We start from the raw sequence: 17,146 nt of genomic DNA on the forward strand, positions 1-17,146 counted from the left end.
TGTTCCAGCTCCTTATAATACGGCTGGTTTTTTAAACGGGTTAAACCATGTCCGCTCTGGCGGATCACCGAAACACCTCATCTGATTGATCATCACCCAAGGGGATCACCGGGAATAACGGTTGCTATCAATAGCTTGCGTCAAACGGTTATCAAACCCTGCATGACTGCATCAGATTCGACTACTGGGCGAGACTATGATCGAAGTCAAACGAGGCCTGGATCTCCCCATCGCGGGTTCACCTTCCCAGACCATCGATAATGGTCAGCCGGTGAAGCATGTGGCCGTCCTTGGTCCCGACTACATCGGTATGCGGCCGACCATGGAAGTGCGCGAGGGAGACCAGGTATCGCTTGGTCAGGTACTTTTCACTGACAAGAAGACCGAAGGCGTTCGTTATGTAGCGCCTGCCGCCGGTGAAGTAGTAGCCATCAACCGTGGTGAGAAACGCCGCCTTTTATCGGTGGTTATTCGCCTTGATGACAGCAGCGATAGTCAGGCGCCAGCCTTCGAGCGTCATGATGCCAGCCGTCTTGAGACACTTGAGCGTCAGACGGTTGTCGACCAGCTGGTCGCCGCCGGGCTGTGGACCAGCTTTCGAAAGCGTCCCTTTTCCCGGGTACCATCCGTTTCCGAGCAACCGCTCAATATCTTCGTAACAGCCATCGATACGCATCCTCTGAGTGCTGATCCGGCGCCCATTATCCAGGAGCGCCGCGAAGATTTCGTCAACGGACTCAAGGTCATTCGTCGATTGACCGAGGGACAGGTATATCTTTGTACTGCGCCTGCTGCCGAGATTGCAGGGAGTGAGCTTGAAGGAATAAGACACGAAAGCTTTTCCGGTCCTCATCCGGCAGGACTTGCAGGTACTCATATACATTATCTGTCCCCGGTGGGCATCAGCCGTCAGGTATGGCACCTGAACTATCAGGATGTCATGGCCATCGGTACGCTTTTCACGGAAGGTCGCCTGGATACGCGTCGGGTTGTCGCACTCGGTGGTCCTGCCGCTACAAGGCCACGTCTGGTACGTACGCGTCTGGGAGCAAGCCTTGATGAACTCCTTGCCGGTGAAGTTGAAACCGATCGCGATGTTCGCGTTATCTCGGGATCGGTGTTTGGTGGCAACACTGCCAGGGAGGCAACGGCCTATCTCGGGCGTTATCACCTGCAGGTGTCGCTGATTGATGAAGGCCACAAGCGTGCGTTGTTTGGCTGGCTTTCCCTGGGGCTTGATCGGCATTCCGCGACCGGTATCTACCTGTCGCGCCTGACGCGTCCGGCTTCCTTTCGCCCCAATACCAACACCAATGGCTCCGAGCGTGCCATGGTGCCGATCGGCTCATATGAGCAGGTCATGCCGCTGGATATCCTGCCGACCCAGCTTCTGCGCTCGCTGATCGTGGGTGATATTGAAGTGGCCATGCAGCTTGGCTGCCTGGAACTCGACGAAGAGGATCTGGCGCTGTGCACCTATGTCTGTCCGGGCAAGTATGAATATGGCCCGATCCTGCGCGACAATCTGACAACGATCGAGAAAGAGGTCTGATGATGGGGATTCGTCGTTTTCTGGATAATATCGAGCCCCATTTTCATGAGGGCGGAAAGTATCAACGCTTCTACGCACTGTATGAAGCGGTTGATACGATCTTTTATGCCCCGGGTCATGTGACCGGGTCGACTGCTCATGTCCGTGATGGCATTGATCTCAAGCGCATCATGATCACGGTCTGGATATGTACCTGGCCGGCCATGTTCTTTGGCATGTACAACACTGGCCTTCAGGCCAACGTGGCTATCGCTGGCGACTATGGCGCGCTGGCAGGCTGGCGAGAGTCGATCGTCATGGCGTTGGCAGGTAGCCATGACCCAGGCAGTATCTGGGCCAACTTTGTACTCGGTGCGACATGGTTTCTTCCTATTTATGCAGTTACCTTTATCGTGGGTGGCTTCTGGGAAGTGCTGTTTGCCATGCGTCGTGGCCATGAGGTCAACGAAGGCTTCTTTGTAACCTCCGTACTGTTTGCATTGATTCTGCCTGCGACCGTGCCGCTGTGGCAGGTGGCGCTGGGAATCACCTTTGGTGTGGTCATTGGCAAGGAAGTCTTTGGTGGTACCGGCAAGAACTTTCTTAACCCGGCCCTGACCGGCCGTGCCTTCCTGTATTTTGCCTATCCGGCACAGTTGTCCGGTGACGCCGTGTGGGTACCGGCTGATGGCTATACCGGCGCTACGGCACTATCTACCGTGGCACAGGGTGGCGTGGATCAACTGGTCGAGCAAACGCCCTGGCTCAACGCCTTTCTGGGCTTCATTCAGGGCAGTGTCGGCGAGACGTCTACGTTGTTGATTCTGCTCGGCGGGCTGGTCATGATCTGGACCCGTGTGGCCTCCTGGCGCATCATCCTGGGTGTTTTCCTGGGGATGGTGGCTACGTCGACGCTCTTCAACCTTATCGGTTCCGATACCAACCTGATGTTTGCAATGCCCTGGTACTGGCATCTGGTCATTGGCGGTTTTGCCTTTGGCATGGTCTTCATGGCGACCGATCCTGTGTCAGCCTCGATGACCAATACGGGCAAGCTCATTTTTGGTGGGTTGATTGGTTTCATGACGGTACTGATCAGGGTGGCCAACCCGGCATTTCCTGAAGGCATCATGTTGGCCATTTTGTTTGCCAATCTATTCGCCCCACTGATCGACCACTTTATCGTTCAGGCCAATATCAAACGTCGGCAGAAGCGTCTTATGCCGTCAAGGGATAAGGAGGTTGCCTGATGGCCAGTAATGATTCGATCAAGAAAACGCTGACAGTAGCCCTGTCACTGTGTGTTGTCTGCTCGGTGGTCGTTTCCACGGCAGCCGTGGCACTCAGGCCCACGCAGCAGCAAAACCAGGAACTTGATCGCAAGACCAATATCCTGCAGGTTGCCAATCTGCTGGAGCCCGGGCAGAGCGTTGACCAGCAGTTTGGGGAAATTACGCCGCGCGTGGTGGATTTGCGTAGCGGCGAGTATGTTGATGATATTGACCCCGATCGCTTCGATCAGATTGCCTCTACCCAGGACCCGGCCATGTCGCGAACCCTGGGTGGCGGTCAGGACCGTGCAGGTATTGGCGGACGCGTCGAGAATTACGCCACGATCTACCTGGTAGGCGATCCCGAAAATCCCGATGAGATCATTTTACCGGTACGCGGCCAGGGGCTGTGGTCACTGATGCTGGGTTATCTGGCCCTTGAAGGTGATGGTAATACGGTGGTCGGTCTCTCGTTTTATGAGCAGGGAGAAACGCCCGGGCTTGGAGGCGAAGTCGATAACCCCCGCTGGAAGTCTCTCTGGCCCGGTAAGGAAATTTACCCTGAAGGCAGCAACGAGCCCGCCATTCGATTGGTCAAGGGTGGGGTTGGCAGCAATACGCCTGACGCCGAGCACAAGGTCGATGCACTTTCCGGTGCCACGCTGACCAGCACGGGCGTCACCAATCTGCTGCAGTTCTGGATGGGCGACGAAGGCTTTGCCAATTATCTGGCGCGCTTTCGCGACACTTCACAAGGAGCTTGATCATGGCAAAAACTGATACGGCCAGAGGTCTGCTGATAACTCCCATTTTTCAGAATAACCCCATTGCGCTGCAGATCCTCGGGATCTGTAGTGCGCTGGCGGTGACCAACTCCATGAGCACTTCTCTGGTCATGGGGCTGGCAGTCATTGCAGTGACAGCGTTTTCCAACATGTTTGTATCGCTGATTCGCAATCACATGCCGTCATCGATTCGTATCATCATCCAGATGACCATTATTGCTTCGCTGGTTATCGTGGTGGATCAGCTCTTGAGGGCGTTTGCCTATGATCTTTCCAAGCAGCTATCGGTCTTTGTTGGTCTGATCATTACCAACTGTATTGTCATGGGGCGTGCCGAAGCTTATGCCATGCAAAATGGTCCCGGTCTCAGCTTCCTGGATGGTGTCGGCAATGGTCTGGGATATACCTTCATCCTGCTGGCTGTGGGCTTTTTCCGCGAGCTTTTGGGGTCTGGGTCGATCTTCGGGATCACCATCCTGCAGACGGTTAATGATGGTGGCTGGTATCTGCCCAACGGTCTCATGTTGCTGCCGCCTTCGGCATTTTTCGTCATTGGGTTGCTGATCTGGGCGATCAGAAGTTTCAGTCCCCAGCAGATCGAGACCAGCGAGTTCAAGATCACGACCAATACCAAACCGCATACTGCACAGGGGAGCGTGTAATGTTTGAACATTACCTGAGCCTTTTCATCAAGGCCGTATTTGTTGAAAACATGGCGCTGGCGTTCTTTCTGGGCATGTGTACGTTTCTGGCCGTGTCCAAGAAGGTGTCCTCTGCCATCGGGCTTGGCGTGGCGGTCATTGTTGTTCTGACCATTACGGTACCGGCCAACAATCTGATCCTTAACTACCTGCTCAAGGCTGGCGCGCTCTCCTGGACAGGCGTCGAAGGTGCCGAAAATATCGATCTGTCGTTTCTGGGTCTTTTGAGCTATATCGGCGTTATTGCCGCCATTGTTCAGATCCTTGAGATGTTTCTCGACAAGTTTGTGCCGGCGCTCTACAACGCACTTGGTGTCTACCTGCCGCTGATTACGGTGAACTGTGCCATCCTGGGGGCGGCGCTTTTCATGGTGCAGCGCGACTACGCCTTCGGCGAATCGGTAATTTACGGTCTTGGCGCAGGGTTTGGCTGGGCGCTGGCCATTGCAGCACTGGCCGGCATTCGTGAAAAACTCAAGTACAGTGATGTGCCGGCCGGCCTGCAGGGACTGGGAATTACCTTCCTGACGGTCGGACTGATGTCACTGGGCTTCATGTCGTTTTCCGGCGTTCAGCTGTAAGCGGCGGTTTTTCGACTGAGCAAGGAAACGAGTCATGGTAGATACATCTGTCATTATCGTTGGCGTGGTCATGTTCACGCTGATTATTCTGGGGCTGGTGGCCATTATCCTGACGGCGCGTAGCCGGCTGGTCAGCAGCGGCGAGGTCACCATTGAAATCAATGGGGATCCCGACAGCACCATCAGGACCCAGGCCGGCGGCAAGCTTTTGCAGACACTGGCAGGCCAGGGCATCTTTCTGTCTTCTGCCTGTGGCGGTGGCGGCTCCTGCGCCCAGTGCAAGTGTCGTGTGCAGGACGGTGGTGGTTCCATTCTTGCCACCGAAGAAAGCCATTTCACCATGCGTGAAAAGAAGGAAGGCTGGCGTCTTTCCTGTCAGGTGCCCGTCAAGCAGGACATGAAAATTGAAGTGCCTGAAGACGTCTTTGGGGTCAAGAAGTGGGAGTGTACGGTCGTTTCCAACGATAACGTGGCCACCTTTATCAAGGAACTGACACTGCGTCTGCCTGAAGGCGAAAATGTAGCCTTCCGCGCGGGTGGTTACATGCAGCTTGAAGCGCCTCCTTATGACGTCAACTTCAGCGATTTTGATATTGCTGAAGAATATCGAGGCGACTGGGACAGGTTCGGATTTTTCAATCTAAGGACCAAAACAACCGAGCCGGTCATTCGTGCTTACTCGATGGCCAATTACCCCGAAGAAAAGGGTATTCTCAAGTTCAATATCCGTATTGCCACGCCGCCGCCCAATTCCGATCATCAGCCGGGTCTCATGTCGAGCTGGGTGTTTAGTCTCAAGGAAGGCGACAAGGTTACGGTATATGGTCCCTTCGGCGAGTTTTTTGCCAGAGATACCGATGCAGAGATGATTTTCATTGGTGGTGGGGCCGGTATGGCGCCCATGCGCAGTCATATCTTTGATCAGCTCAAGCGACTGGGGACGGATCGCAAGATCTCTTTCTGGTATGGCGCACGCTCGGTCCGCGAATCGTTCTATAATGAAGAGTACGATCGGCTACAGGAAGAAAATCCCAACTTTGAATGGCACCTGGCCCTGTCGGACCCACAGCCTGAAGATAACTGGACCGGCAAGACAGGGTTTATCCATAATGTATTGTATGAGGAGTACCTCAAGGATCATCCTGCGCCTGAAGATTGTGAGTACTATATGTGCGGGCCGCCGATGATGAATGCGTCGGTGATCAAGATGCTCCTGGATATGGGCGTCGAGCCGGAAAACATTTTGCTTGATGATTTCGGTGGTTGATCCATCGCTTCCCATGACGGCATCGGTATCCCCGATGCCGTTTTTGTTTGGCACCTATTAATATTATTGCACTGCCTGCGTTGGTACTCATGGGGGCAGGGCGGTTAAAATAACCGTTACGGTTGAGCGCCAGTCATCTGCGGGCCGGCAATTACCGACAACGAACAGGAGCAATCCATGCTGTTATGGTTGATGGTTCTGGCAGTCATGCTGCTTGTCGTGGGCGTCATGTCAGTTGGTGTGCTGTTGGGGCGCAAGCCCATCAGCGGTTCATGTGGTGGTCTCAATAATCTGGGCCTCAAGCAGGGCTGCGATATCTGTGGCGGCAAGGATGAGGTTTGCGAGGAACAGCAGCGCAAGGAAAAGCTGAAGCTTGCCGCCTACAAACCCGAGCTGGCCTTCGATGCAAGCCGCAAGCCCGGAGCATAATGCGTCATGTCGAGCTATCAGTATGATGTAGTGGTGCTGGGTGCAGGGCCTGCCGGCGAAAGTGCCGCTGTCAATGCGGCCAAGCATGACAAGCGCGTAGCCATTGTCGAGCTGCAGTCATCCGTGGGTGGTAACTGTACCCATAAGGGCACTATTCCTTCGAAGACACTGCGCCACGCTGTCAAGCAGGTTGTGCAATTCAACAATAATCCCATGTTCAGGGATTTGGGAGAGCCTCGCTGGGTCTCCTTTCCTCGCATGCTTGAAAGGTCCCGTCGGGTCATCGAAGATCAGGTTGCCATGCGAACGCGCTTTTATGCGCGAAATCGCATTGATGTCTTTTTCGGTACTGCCTCCTTTGCCGATCCGCATACGATTCAGGTCACTGATGGGCATGGCACCAGGGAATCGCTGGTAGCCGAAAATATTGTCATTGCGACCGGCTCGCGTCCCTATCGGCCGGCCGATGTCAATTTCAGGCATCCGCGAATCTACTGCTCGGATACGATTCTGGGGCTATCTCATACGCCAAGGCGCATCATGATTTATGGTGCCGGTGTTATCGGCTGCGAATACGCCTCGATCTTTTCCAATCTTGGCGTCAAGGTGGACCTGATTGATACCCGCGATCGGTTGTTGTCATTTCTTGATGATGAGATCAGCGACGCGTTGTCCTATCACCTGCGCAACAATGGGGTACAGATTCGCCATAACGAAGAGTATTCCCGCATCGAGGGTGACGAGTCAGGCGTAACCCTGCATCTCAAGTCGGGCAAGAAGATGCGCGCTGATGCCTTCATGTGGGCCAACGGCCGTACGGGTAACACCGATACGCTTAAACTTGAAAACGCCGGTCTTGAGGCCAACTCGCGCGGCCAGTTGCAGGTGGATACCAATTACTGCACCAGGGTCGAGCATATTTACGCTGCCGGAGATGTCATCGGCTGGCCAAGCCTTGCCAGTGCCGCCTACGATCAGGGGCGCTCAGCATCCGGTGATGCGCTGAGCAAGGCCTCCCGCTTTGTGGACGATATTCCGACCGGAATTTATACCATTCCGGAAATCAGTTCATTGGGCAAGACCGAGCGGGAACTGACGGATGCCCGAACGCCCTATGAAGTGGGTCAGGCCTTTTTCAAGGACACCGCGCGTGCGCAGATTACCGGCGACACGGTGGGCATGCTCAAGATCCTGTTCAATCCGCGAACGCTTGAGATCTATGGCATCCACTGCTTTGGCGATCAGGCTTCGGAAATCCTGCATATCGGTCAGGCGATCATGAATCAACCCGGCGAGTCGAATACGCTGGCATACTTCGTAAATACCACCTTCAATTATCCGACCATGGCAGAAGCCTATCGGATCGCGGCGCACAACGGTCTCAACCGGCTGCACTGAAGGTTATCAAGGCATCTCGGAAATACAATGACGCCGACCTCGGGTCGGCGTCATTGTGTCCAGGGGTACTATCATGAGGTCATATCACGTCTGATTCCGTCCGGGCCGGCATTCAAGGCGCAGGCATGGTGGCTTTTAAAGGTTCAGCGGCGATAACGATGAATGCGCAGACTCGGAATAAAGGGTTCACTCTCGATTTTCGAATCTGCACGTAATGCACGAGTCCGCTGCTCCGGAGGCTGCGGGGAGGGCTGATTGATCTGCGGCAGACGTTTATCCGATGCCGGTACGAATAATGGCAGGGCTACATTCATGGCGCGGCGTGTGTGGCCGTCTTCCAGTGGTTCTCGAAAAAACAGATTGGCTCGCATCAGGGGGGCCTGCGTCTGTACCTGTGCCAGCATCTCACCATCAGGCAGACCTGCCAGTAGTCGATACTGAATCTGGACGTGCGCGGCTTCGTTGTTCAGCCTGGCCAGTTTGGCTTCTACCTCGGCGACACTCATGCGCTTGATGGAGCGTCCGCTGGAATACCATGCGAGCCGAATGCGCGATACCGGGGCATCCGCGATCGGGAGACGCCGCCAGCACTGTTTGAGATGCAGGCGCGCCATGCCGCTTCCCTTGAGATGATCATGCAGAACAGGGTGGCGAAAGGGCAGCGTTGCCTTGAGCTCGGCAATCATATTGGGGTGTTGTTTTCGGGCAACGCTCAGCTGATGAGCAAAGGCATCCTTGCAACGATTTACCTGCCATGCCTGCTCAAGCAGGGCGTCACTGGCCACCACGACGCCAATATGATCACGTGTCGCACGGCCGTCCTGCCCATCCTGATACCAGTAATCGGTCAATGCCCGCATCAGCCAGTCAATATCGGCTTCACCATCAAAGCGCCACATGGCCGGCGGCTGTTGTCTTGCCGATGCAATGAGTGCTTCCGTGGCTTCCACCAGCTCGTCAAAACTCTTTTCCAGTTCCGCCATCAATTGATAGTGCAATGACATGACCGTGCCATCCCTGCGCTTGGAATATACCGTTATCTTTTAGCACGGGCCGAAACAGTTAACAATCCTGTAATGGCTATCAGCATTCGCACTTAAAGGGTGTTATGACAGATGCTGATAGCCTGAATGCCTTAGCGGTCCAGGTATCGCTCGGTAATGTCGCCATAGGCGTCGATGCGACGATCACGCAGATAGGGCCAGATACGACGTACCTGTTCACTGCGTGCCGGGGACAGCGTGACCAAAAGCTCTTCGGTATCTTCACCGGCCAGCGCCAGAAGCTCCCCCTGAGCGCCGGCAATGAAACTGCCGCCCCAGAAATCGATTCCGTCGCCCACCTGACTGGGATCCTCTTCATGGCCTACCCGATTGGCAGCCAGTACCGGAATGCCATTGGCTACCGCATGCGAGCGCTGGATCAGAGTCCAGGCATCCTTTTGACGCTGCTTTTCATCCGGCTCATCCTTCGGGTCCCAACCAATGGCTGTGGGATAAAGCAGCATATCAGCGCCGGCCAGTGCCATCAGACGTGCGGCCTCGGGGTACCACTGATCCCAGCACACCAGTACGCCCAGACGACCCACTGATGTGTCGATGGGCGTGAAGCCCTTTTGACGACCGACGTCTCCGGGGGTGAAGTAAAACTTTTCATAGAACCCCGGATCATCCGGAATATGCATCTTGCGATAGATGCCAGCCAGGCCGCGATCGGTATCCAGCACGACTGCCGTATTGTGATAAAGCCCGGGCGCACGACGCTCAAAAATGGAGCCCACAATCACAATATTCAGCTCTCTGGCCAGTGCAGCCAGGAACTGGGTCGTCGGGCCTTCCAGCGGTTCTGCCAGATCAAAGACCTCGGTATCCTCACACTGACAGAAGTATCTTGTAGCGTGGAGCTCCTGAAGCAGTACGAGACGTGCGCCACGCTCTGCCAGCGCGCGGATGCCGCGCTCGCTCTCGGCAAGACTTCGCTGCTTGTCGTTCCAGGCCTTTTGCTGAACGACACCAACTTGAATGCTATCCATCATGTTATTTCTCCGCGTATCTGTTTTCGATCGCTTTTAACGTACCCGTAGGCAGCTGCATGGTCAGGCAGTGCAGGCTGCCGTGCTGTCGAATGACCTGGCGACAATCAATGGGGATGATGTCGCGTCCTGGAAAGGCTTCTGACAGGGCCTGCATCGCGGCGTAATCGGCCCGGTCTGCATAGGACGGCATCAGGACTGCGTCATTGATGATCAAAAAATTGGCATAGGTGGCCGGCAGGCGGTGACCATCCTCCGGATCGAAGCAGGGCCCGGGCCAGGGCAGGGCAATCAGCCGATAAGGCTGGCCATCGCAACGGCGAAACGCCTTCAGTTCGCGCTCCATGGCACTCAAGGCTTCAAAGTGTGGATCGGTCGGGTCATCGCAGCGTACGTAGGCTATGGTCTGCTCGTCACAAAAGCGCGCCAGCGTGTCGATGTGGCTGTCGGTGTCATCGCCTTCCAGATACCCGTTTTCGAGCCACAGAACACGCTGGATGCCCAGATGATCCCTTAAATGCGCCTCGATTGCCGCCTGATCAAGATGAGGGTTGCGATTGGGATTTAAAAGGCAGCTGCGGGTAGTCAAGAGCGTGCCCTGGCCATCGGTCTCCACGCCGCCGCCTTCCAGCACGATCTGCTGCATGCTCTCAAGCTCGGGCGTGAAAATACCCTGATCTGCCAGCACACCATTGAGGGCGTTATCACGTTCGGCGGAAAACTTGCCCCCCCAGCCGGTAAAACGATAGTCCAGCAGTCGCGCAGTGCCGTGTTCGATCACGGTCAACGGGCCGTGGTCGCGGGCCCAGGTGTCGTCACTGGGGGCAATGACCAGCGATAACCGGTTGTCGGGAACCCCCAGATGGGAAAGCGTCATGGCAAGCCGTTGACGGGTGCTTTCGTCTGGCAGGGTAACAAGAACATGCTGATAGCGGGCGATAACCTCGATCAGGGTAATGAACGTGGTTTCGATGGCATCAAGCAGTGACGCCCAGTCGCTGTCACGGCCGGGCCAGCTGAGCATGACAGCCTGCTGAGGCGTCCATTCGGGTAAAAACTGACGGGATGAAGAGCCCTGGTTCATGGCAACAGTGTTATCCGCTCAATCGGTGGGGCAGAAATCTGCAGGTTTGGCACATGGCCTGAGCCAATATTTTACCATTGACGGTGATTAAGGTGACGCCTGATGCAGATTGGTATAAAAATCCGTACCATATCGGCTCCCGTCACTGGACCCCAGGCCAATAATGCTTGATCGAATTCCCTTCCTGATCGGGCTTCGCTATACGCGAGCCAAGCGGCGTAACCATTTTATCTCCTTTATCTCGCTGACTTCCATGCTCGGCCTGACGCTGGGGGTGGCAGTGTTGATTCTGGTGCTTTCAGTGATGAATGGTTTCGACCATGAACTGAGGACACGCGTGCTGGGGATGGTTCCGCACACCCGCATTGAAGCGCAAAACGGCGTGAACGACTGGCGTGCACTGGCAGAGCAGATGCAGCGACATGACCACGTGGTCGGTGCGGCGCCCTACATTGAGCAGCAGGGCATGTTCTCCTCCAATGGTCAGACACAGGGCGCCATGATAGAGGGCATTCTTCCTGAAGCTGAAGAGAAGGTCTCCATCATTGGCAGCCATATGGTGGGTGGCGAGCTTGCCTCGCTGCAAAAGGGCGAATGGAATGTCGTGCTTGGGAGTCTGCTGGCCAGAAATCTTGGTGTCGGCATCGGGGACAGTGTAACCCTGCTGGTGCCCGAGGCCTCCATTACGCCCGGCGGCGTCTTTCCAAGGTTGAAGCGTTTTACGGTTTCGGGCATTTTCCAGGTCGGGGCACAGCTTGATGGCGGCCTGGCCTACACAAGTCTTGGGGATATGAAAACGCTGGCGCGACAGTCCGGTGAAGCCCAGGGCGTGCGCTTGAAACTTGATGATCTCTTCAAGGCCCATAGCGTTACCCGCGATATTATTAACACCATGCCGCCCGGCTACCGCGGTATTGACTGGACCTACACACAGGGCAACCTTTTCCAGGCCATTCAGATGGAAAAGCGCATGATCGGTCTGTTGCTGATGGTCATCGTGGCCGTGGCAGCGTTCAATATCGTCTCGACGCTGGTCATGGTCGTCACCGACAAGCATGCTGATATTGCCATCCTGCGCACACTTGGTGCCACGCCCGGCTCCATCATGGGCATCTTCATGGTGCAGGGAATTACCATCGGCATCATCGGCATTGTACTGGGCGTTATTGCCGGTATCGGTCTGGCGCTGTCGATCGCCGATATCATCAGCTGGGTCGAATCAGCGTTCGGCATTCAGTTTCTGGATCCCAGTGTCTACTTCATCAGCTATCTGCCTTCACGTCTTGAGTTTTCAGACGTCATCGTCGTGACCGGTATTGCGCTTCTTCTGAGCTTCTTGTCGACGCTTTATCCTGCGTGGCGGGCTGCACGTGTACAACCGGCCGAGGTGCTGCGCTATGAGTAATTCACATGAAAGGGTAGAGACCGCCACGCATGACAACATGCTGGAATGCCGGGGGCTTACCCGTGTCTATCAGGAAGGGCCCCAGGACCTGACCGTGCTGGATAATCTCGAGCTGACGGTGGCTGCCGGTGAGCGTATTGCCGTCGTAGGCAGCTCCGGTAGCGGCAAGACCACGCTGCTCAATCTTCTGGGCGGGCTGGATCGTCCGACGCAGGGCGAAATTCTGATCGGCGGTCGTTCCATCAAGGGTCTTTCCGAGGCCGCCATCGGCAAGTTTCGCAACCAGCACATCGGGTTTGTCTATCAGTTTCACCACCTGCTGGCGGAATTCACGGCGCTTGAAAATGTCTCCATGCCGCTGATCATCCGCGGCCAGAGTCGCAGCGAGGCGGCAAAAAAGGCCAATATACTGCTGGAACGGGTCGGTATGGCGCCCAGGGGAGAACACAAGCCGGGTGAGCTTTCCGGAGGGGAGCGTCAGCGTGTGGCAATCGCACGTGCGCTGGTGACCGATCCCAGCCTGGTACTGATGGATGAGCCGACCGGTAACCTTGACCAGACCACGGCGCGCCAGATTCTGGATCTGATGGATGAGGTTGCCGAGCGCTCCCGCAGTGCCTTTGTGGTTGTCACCCATGACATGGCGATCGCCCGCCATCAGGACCGGGTTTTGCGTCTGGACAAGGGGCGGCTGGCGCCCGATACCACGGGCTGAAAACATTCGAGCGACCATGAAAAAAGGCCCATCAGCATTGCTGGTGGGCCTTTTTTATTCCGGTGGCAGGCCGTTTCAGGAGGCTCAGTTCTGAACCGACATCACGGCACCGCCATCGACACGGATGTTGGAGCCGCTGATGAATGAGCCCCGCTCGGAAACCGCCAGCGCAATGACGGCAGCGACTTCTTCAGGCTGTCCGCGGCGCTTTAGTGTAATGCCGGGGCGGCACTCGCTTAAAAAGCTTGATACCGCGTCATCAAAGGAACACTGATGCTCTCCGGCACGCTTTTCCATCATGCCATTGGTCATGGGCGATTCAATGAACGCGGGTGAAACTGTATTGCAGAGAATGCCGTTTTCCGCTTCGCCATAAGCCAGATTCTTGACGAAGGTAGCCAGTGCCGCCTTGGAAACGTTGTAAACGGCTTCATCCCAGTAGGGCTGCACCGCGTTTTCCGAGGTAATGCAGACAAAGCGTCCCCAGCCCTTGTCGCGCATGGTGGGAAAGGTGGCCCGTGCCATGCGCACGGCGGACATGAAGTTGATCTGCCAGGTGTCATCGAAGTCCTCATCCTTCATCTCGAGGGGGTGACCCTTGGCACCGGTAATGCCTGCCGTATGCACCACGATATCGATGGTGCCAAAACGCTCGATGGCCACCCGGGCCAGTTCGTCGATATCGTCCTGGCGGGTCATGTCGGCCCTGTGGCAGATCACTTCTCCATCAAGCTGAGCGGCATCCTTTTCAAGCTGCTCGATGTCCATATCGGACAGCACAAGTTTTACGCCTTCATTGGCTAGCTCACGGGCCGCTGCAAGTCCCAGACCGCCCTTTGCACCGGTAATAATGGCGACGCGATTGGTAATTCCCAGATCCATGATGTCGGCTTCCCTGTCGGTACTGGATGAACGGTGCCTGAAAGAGGCAGGCTTAACATAGTTTAAAAATCGGCAGGGAGAAACGACCATATTTCCCGCTCGGAAAGGCCATGGCATTTCATTGAAGGCGTTTATCGATGGCGTCGGCGCTGGCGGCGTTTGCGCCAGATACGCAGGATGTGCCAGCGCCAGCAAAGTCGCGTCAAGATGTTGGCAATGATGCCGATAACCAGTGCACAGACCAGCGATCCGATAATCAGGGCCGGCATCATGTCGACCAGCTGATTGGCAAACCAGCTTACGCTGACCTCATCGGGTAATTCGCGTGGTGGTGTATGTAATATCCAGGCGCCTGCGCGATAGGTGACGTAAAAGACCACGGGCATGGTCAGGGGATTGGTCAGCCACACCAGTGCCAGCGCCAGTGGCAGATGCCCGCGTAGCCACCAGGCACCGAGCGCCGCTACCAGCATCTGCCCGGGAATCGGGAGCAGGGCGCAAAAAAGCCCAACAGACATGCCATTGGCGATGCTTCGCCGCGTGACCAGCCAGAGCGCAGGATTGCCAAGCAACGGATGAATCAGTCGAAGCGATTTTCGGCGCCGAATGGTCTCCGGGTCCGGCAGGTAACGTTGAATAAATCGGCGCAGCATCAGGCAGCGTCCTGACAGAACGATGTAGCCATTATCCCTGAACCCCACGGGTGAGGAAAATCTTTCTGAATATCATGAGCGCTTTGTGCCCATTCGTCGTGAACTGATTGATTGTGCAAAAGGTATACGCCTTCCACTGCTGTGTCTTGCGGCCTGCATCGGCGCTTTGCTTGTGCACGTGCCACAGGAGCGGTGGGTATGGGGGGTCGCGATCATCTGGCTGCTGGCGGCAGCACTGTCTCATCGGCTGTTGCTGCTCATGGCTGGGGTATTGACCCTTGTGCTGTCTCACGGGCTTGCCCTGTGGCCCGCGCCTTTGACGGATGGTCTGGCCAGACAGGACGTGGCGCTGACCGGGCGCATTGTTTCGCTGGAGCAGCTGGAAGGGCGAGCAAGGTTGAACCTTGCCGTCACGCGTTGCCATGGCCCGACCGAACTGCCCCGCTGTGATGATCTCAAAAACGTTCGCCTTGACTGGTATCGGCCCCCGGCCCTTGAAAAGGGAGATCGCTGGCAGCTTACGGCACGTCTTAAACCGCCACACGGTTTTCTCAATCCCCATCGATTTGATTATGGTGCCTGGCTCCTGAACAAGGGCTTTGGCGCTACCGGCTATGTGCGTGGTGAAGAAGATGCGGTGCGCCTTGAGCCGGGCAGTGGCCCTGCGTTTACCGAACGCTGGCTGGCCTCACGGGTACACAATGACTTTACCCGACGCTGGCTGCAGGCGCTGACACTGGGTGATGGCGGGGCACTCGAGTCGTCACAGTGGAACCTGCTCAGGGAGACCGGTACCACGCATCTGGCAGTGATCTCGGGGTTACACGTCGGATTGGTCGCAGGTTGGATGCTGATGCTTGGCCGGCTTCTGGCGCGTCTTTTTCAGCCGTACGACTGGCGCATGGCGAACTGGCCCTGGGTACTGGCGGGGCTGGCGGCAGTGGCCTATGCCGGACTTTCGGGATTTGCGCCACCGGCCGTGCGTGCCGCCATCATGACACTCATTGCGCTATGGACCGCCAGCGGCCGACATGCTCCTGGCGTATGGCAGGCCTGGTGGCTGGCACTGCTGGTGGTCATCATGAGTGCACCGCTGTCATTGTTGCGGCCAGGGCTCTGGCTTTCCTTCGGTGCCGTTGGCGTGTTGATACTGGCCTGGCGCTGGCGGGAAAAGCCTGTCTGGTGGTACGCGATTCTGCGAAGCCAGGCGCTTTTGAGTCTGGCCACCGGCGCTGCCACGCTGCTTGTGTTCGGACAGCTGGCAAGCCTTTCTCTTTTGATCAATCTTGTTGCGATTCCCTGGGTGTCGATGGTGATGGTACCGCTGGCACTGCTTGGCTGGCTGCTGTCTCCCATACCGGGCGTCGGGCAATGGCTCTGGAAGCTTTTTGGACAGGCGGCTTATCTTTTTGAAGCCGTCCTCGAGCAGGTTCGACAGTGGCAACCGAGCTGGCAGCCTTCTGCTGAACAGGTATGGCCCTTTGCCATCATGGCGTTTTTGATCTGTCTGGTATGGCTGCTGCCCGGACTATCCCGTGTGTGGCGTTGTGTTGCCAGTGTCATGACCATGTCGCTGTGTCTGGGCGGAAGCGCCACGCCAGTACTTCGAAGCGGCGAATTGTCGCTGATGGTCCATGATGTCGGTCAGGGGCAGCTGGTCGATATTCGTACGGCCAACAGCCGCTGGCTTTATGACAGCGGTCCGCGCTCACGTTCGGGCTTCATGGCCATCACTACGCTCTGGGATGAGCCACAGCGCTTTGACGGCGTCATCGTGTCGCATGGGGACATGGATCATGCCGGCGGGGTGCCTGTGCTCAAGACGCTACATGCGGTGGAGCACTGGTGGGCACCGCTGTCTGACACCATCGATGTTGGAGCGGTGACGTCCTGTCGCGCCGGCGCCTCATGGCGCATTGACGGGGTGAGTTTTACCTTCCTCTGGCCACGCAGTACGGCCACCATGCCGGCGGCTGAAAACGATCGTTCCTGCGTGCTGCTGATCGAGAGTGCCCATCACCGTGTTCTGATCACGGGGGATGCCGGTCAGGCAGTCGAAGCCCGCATTGTTGCCCACTATCAAGCGCCTGTTGATGTGCTGGTAGCGGGCCATCATGGCAGTCATGGCAGTTCTTCACAGCGGCTGGTCGATATCCTCAAGCCTGCCCGCGTCATCTACAGCGCCGGCTATCTCAATGCCTATGGTCATCCTGCAGATTCTGTGATCAGGCGGTTTCGCCATGCCGGGAGCTGTCAGTGGAGTACAGCCTCTGATGGTGCCATTGCCGTTAAAAGCAGTGCTCCTGGCATCAGCGTTGTACCCCAACGCCCTGCCAGCGGTGTCGAACAATGCCGACCTGGGGTAGAATCCGGCCGGTGATTGCCCCGGGGCAGTCTTCGATCATGATCGGT

The 17,146-nt window shown here is 56.4% G+C and carries 16 protein-coding genes; 11 read left to right on the forward strand and 5 right to left on the reverse strand.

Going from position 1 to position 17,146, the window contains the following annotated elements:
* Nucleotides 1-196: 196 nt before the first annotated feature.
* The 8 genes from IE123_RS04125 to sthA all read left to right on the forward strand — a co-directional run bounded on the left by IE123_RS04125 (nt 197) and on the right by sthA (nt 7,963).
* Nucleotides 197-1,552 (forward strand): Na(+)-translocating NADH-quinone reductase subunit A, encoded by a 1,356-nt coding sequence (locus IE123_RS04125; RefSeq protein WP_189515326.1) that lies wholly within the window; start codon nt 197-199, stop codon nt 1,550-1,552.
* Nucleotides 1,552-2,781 carry an NADH:ubiquinone reductase (Na(+)-transporting) subunit B gene (locus tag IE123_RS04130; protein WP_229819582.1) on the forward strand — a complete coding sequence of 410 codons (1,230 nt, stop codon included), beginning with the start codon at nt 1,552-1,554 and terminating at the stop codon, nt 2,779-2,781. The genes IE123_RS04125 and IE123_RS04130 overlap by 1 nt, the downstream gene beginning before the upstream one ends.
* Nucleotides 2,778-3,566 (forward strand): Na(+)-translocating NADH-quinone reductase subunit C, encoded by a 789-nt coding sequence (locus IE123_RS04135; protein ID WP_189515916.1) that lies wholly within the window; start codon nt 2,778-2,780, stop codon nt 3,564-3,566. The genes IE123_RS04130 and IE123_RS04135 overlap by 4 nt, the downstream gene beginning before the upstream one ends.
* A gap of 2 nt (nt 3,567-3,568) precedes the next feature.
* On the forward strand, nt 3,569-4,249 hold the full coding sequence (locus IE123_RS04140) for an NADH:ubiquinone reductase (Na(+)-transporting) subunit D (protein WP_189515327.1): 681 nt from the start codon (nt 3,569-3,571) through the stop codon (nt 4,247-4,249).
* Nucleotides 4,249-4,869 (forward strand): NADH:ubiquinone reductase (Na(+)-transporting) subunit E, encoded by a 621-nt coding sequence (nqrE, locus tag IE123_RS04145; protein WP_115853001.1) that lies wholly within the window; start codon nt 4,249-4,251, stop codon nt 4,867-4,869. Before IE123_RS04140 ends, nqrE begins: the two co-directional genes overlap by 1 nt.
* A gap of 34 nt (nt 4,870-4,903) precedes the next feature.
* Nucleotides 4,904-6,136 carry an NADH:ubiquinone reductase (Na(+)-transporting) subunit F gene (gene nqrF / locus IE123_RS04150; protein WP_189515328.1) on the forward strand — a complete coding sequence of 411 codons (1,233 nt, stop codon included), beginning with the start codon at nt 4,904-4,906 and terminating at the stop codon, nt 6,134-6,136.
* A gap of 177 nt (nt 6,137-6,313) precedes the next feature.
* Nucleotides 6,314-6,565, forward strand: coding sequence for a (Na+)-NQR maturation NqrM (gene nqrM / locus IE123_RS04155; RefSeq protein WP_189515330.1), 252 nt, complete (start codon nt 6,314-6,316; stop codon nt 6,563-6,565).
* Between the two features lie 6 nt (nt 6,566-6,571).
* The gene (gene sthA / locus IE123_RS04160) at nt 6,572-7,963 is read left to right on the forward strand and encodes a Si-specific NAD(P)(+) transhydrogenase (RefSeq protein ID WP_189515332.1); all 1,392 of its coding nucleotides are present in this window, start codon (nt 6,572-6,574) and stop codon (nt 7,961-7,963) included.
* A gap of 143 nt (nt 7,964-8,106) precedes the next feature.
* On the opposite strand, the gene IE123_RS04165 is transcribed toward sthA, so the two are convergent.
* The 3 genes from IE123_RS04165 to IE123_RS04175 all read right to left on the reverse strand — a co-directional run bounded on the left by IE123_RS04165 (nt 8,107) and on the right by IE123_RS04175 (nt 11,079).
* Nucleotides 8,107-8,967: a DNA replication terminus site-binding protein gene (locus IE123_RS04165; protein ID WP_189515334.1), complete on the reverse strand. Its 861-nt coding sequence runs from the start codon at nt 8,965-8,967 to the stop codon at nt 8,107-8,109.
* 131 nt (nt 8,968-9,098) lie between these two features.
* Nucleotides 9,099-9,998: a carbon-nitrogen hydrolase gene (locus tag IE123_RS04170; protein WP_189515336.1), complete on the reverse strand. Its 900-nt coding sequence runs from the start codon at nt 9,996-9,998 to the stop codon at nt 9,099-9,101.
* 1 nt (nt 9,999) lies between these two features.
* Entirely contained in the window at nt 10,000-11,079 is a 1,080-nt protein-coding gene (locus tag IE123_RS04175; protein ID WP_189515338.1) for an agmatine deiminase family protein, read from the reverse strand.
* A gap of 163 nt (nt 11,080-11,242) precedes the next feature.
* Here IE123_RS04175 and IE123_RS04180 point away from each other — a divergent pair, with 163 nt between their 5' ends.
* Nucleotides 11,243-12,484 (forward strand): lipoprotein-releasing ABC transporter permease subunit, encoded by a 1,242-nt coding sequence (locus IE123_RS04180; RefSeq protein WP_189515340.1) that lies wholly within the window; start codon nt 11,243-11,245, stop codon nt 12,482-12,484.
* The gene (gene lolD, locus IE123_RS04185) at nt 12,477-13,199 is read left to right on the forward strand and encodes a lipoprotein-releasing ABC transporter ATP-binding protein LolD (RefSeq protein WP_189515342.1); all 723 of its coding nucleotides are present in this window, start codon (nt 12,477-12,479) and stop codon (nt 13,197-13,199) included. Before IE123_RS04180 ends, lolD begins: the two co-directional genes overlap by 8 nt.
* Nucleotides 13,200-13,283: 84 nt before the next feature.
* On the opposite strand, the gene IE123_RS04190 is transcribed toward lolD, so the two are convergent.
* Both IE123_RS04190 and IE123_RS04195 read right to left on the reverse strand, forming a co-directional pair.
* A complete protein-coding gene (locus IE123_RS04190) occupies nt 13,284-14,081 on the reverse strand; it encodes an SDR family NAD(P)-dependent oxidoreductase (RefSeq protein WP_189515344.1) in 798 nt (265 codons plus the stop codon).
* A 131-nt stretch (nt 14,082-14,212) separates the two neighbouring features.
* Complete coding sequence (locus tag IE123_RS04195; protein WP_189515346.1) at nt 14,213-14,734, reverse strand: DUF2062 domain-containing protein; 522 nt, start codon at nt 14,732-14,734, stop codon at nt 14,213-14,215.
* Between the two features lie 172 nt (nt 14,735-14,906).
* On the opposite strand from IE123_RS04195, the gene IE123_RS04200 reads away from it, so the two are divergent.
* A complete protein-coding gene (locus IE123_RS04200; protein WP_189515348.1) occupies nt 14,907-17,114 on the forward strand; it encodes a DNA internalization-related competence protein ComEC/Rec2 in 2,208 nt (735 codons plus the stop codon).
* The last annotated feature ends 32 nt before the right edge of the window (nt 17,115-17,146 follow it).

This window comes from Kushneria pakistanensis, assembly GCF_014652795.1.
Taxonomy (GTDB): Bacteria; Pseudomonadota; Gammaproteobacteria; order Pseudomonadales; family Halomonadaceae; genus Kushneria; species Kushneria pakistanensis.

Bases quoted from the DNA above. Each gene is read 5' to 3' on its own strand.
- IE123_RS04190 (WP_189515344.1), bottom strand. From the start codon at position 14,081: ATGGATCTGGGAATTACCAATCGCGTCGCCATTATTACCGGTGCAAAG.
- IE123_RS04125 (WP_189515326.1), top strand. From the start codon at position 197: ATGATCGAAGTCAAACGAGGCCTGGATCTCCCCATCGCGGGTTCACCT.
- nqrE (WP_115853001.1), top strand. From the start codon at position 4,249: ATGTTTGAACATTACCTGAGCCTTTTCATCAAGGCCGTATTTGTTGAA.
- IE123_RS04130 (WP_229819582.1), top strand. From the start codon at position 1,552: ATGATGGGGATTCGTCGTTTTCTGGATAATATCGAGCCCCATTTTCAT.
- IE123_RS04175 (WP_189515338.1), bottom strand. From the start codon at position 11,079: ATGAACCAGGGCTCTTCATCCCGTCAGTTTTTACCCGAATGGACGCCT.
- IE123_RS04195 (WP_189515346.1), bottom strand. From the start codon at position 14,734: ATGCTGCGCCGATTTATTCAACGTTACCTGCCGGACCCGGAGACCATT.
- IE123_RS04165 (WP_189515334.1), bottom strand. From the start codon at position 8,967: ATGTCATTGCACTATCAATTGATGGCGGAACTGGAAAAGAGTTTTGAC.
- IE123_RS04140 (WP_189515327.1), top strand. From the start codon at position 3,569: ATGGCAAAAACTGATACGGCCAGAGGTCTGCTGATAACTCCCATTTTT.
- lolD (WP_189515342.1), top strand. From the start codon at position 12,477: ATGAGTAATTCACATGAAAGGGTAGAGACCGCCACGCATGACAACATG.
- IE123_RS04180 (WP_189515340.1), top strand. From the start codon at position 11,243: ATGCTTGATCGAATTCCCTTCCTGATCGGGCTTCGCTATACGCGAGCC.
- IE123_RS04170 (WP_189515336.1), bottom strand. From the start codon at position 9,998: ATGATGGATAGCATTCAAGTTGGTGTCGTTCAGCAAAAGGCCTGGAAC.
- nqrF (WP_189515328.1), top strand. From the start codon at position 4,904: ATGGTAGATACATCTGTCATTATCGTTGGCGTGGTCATGTTCACGCTG.
- nqrM (WP_189515330.1), top strand. From the start codon at position 6,314: ATGCTGTTATGGTTGATGGTTCTGGCAGTCATGCTGCTTGTCGTGGGC.
- sthA (WP_189515332.1), top strand. From the start codon at position 6,572: ATGTCGAGCTATCAGTATGATGTAGTGGTGCTGGGTGCAGGGCCTGCC.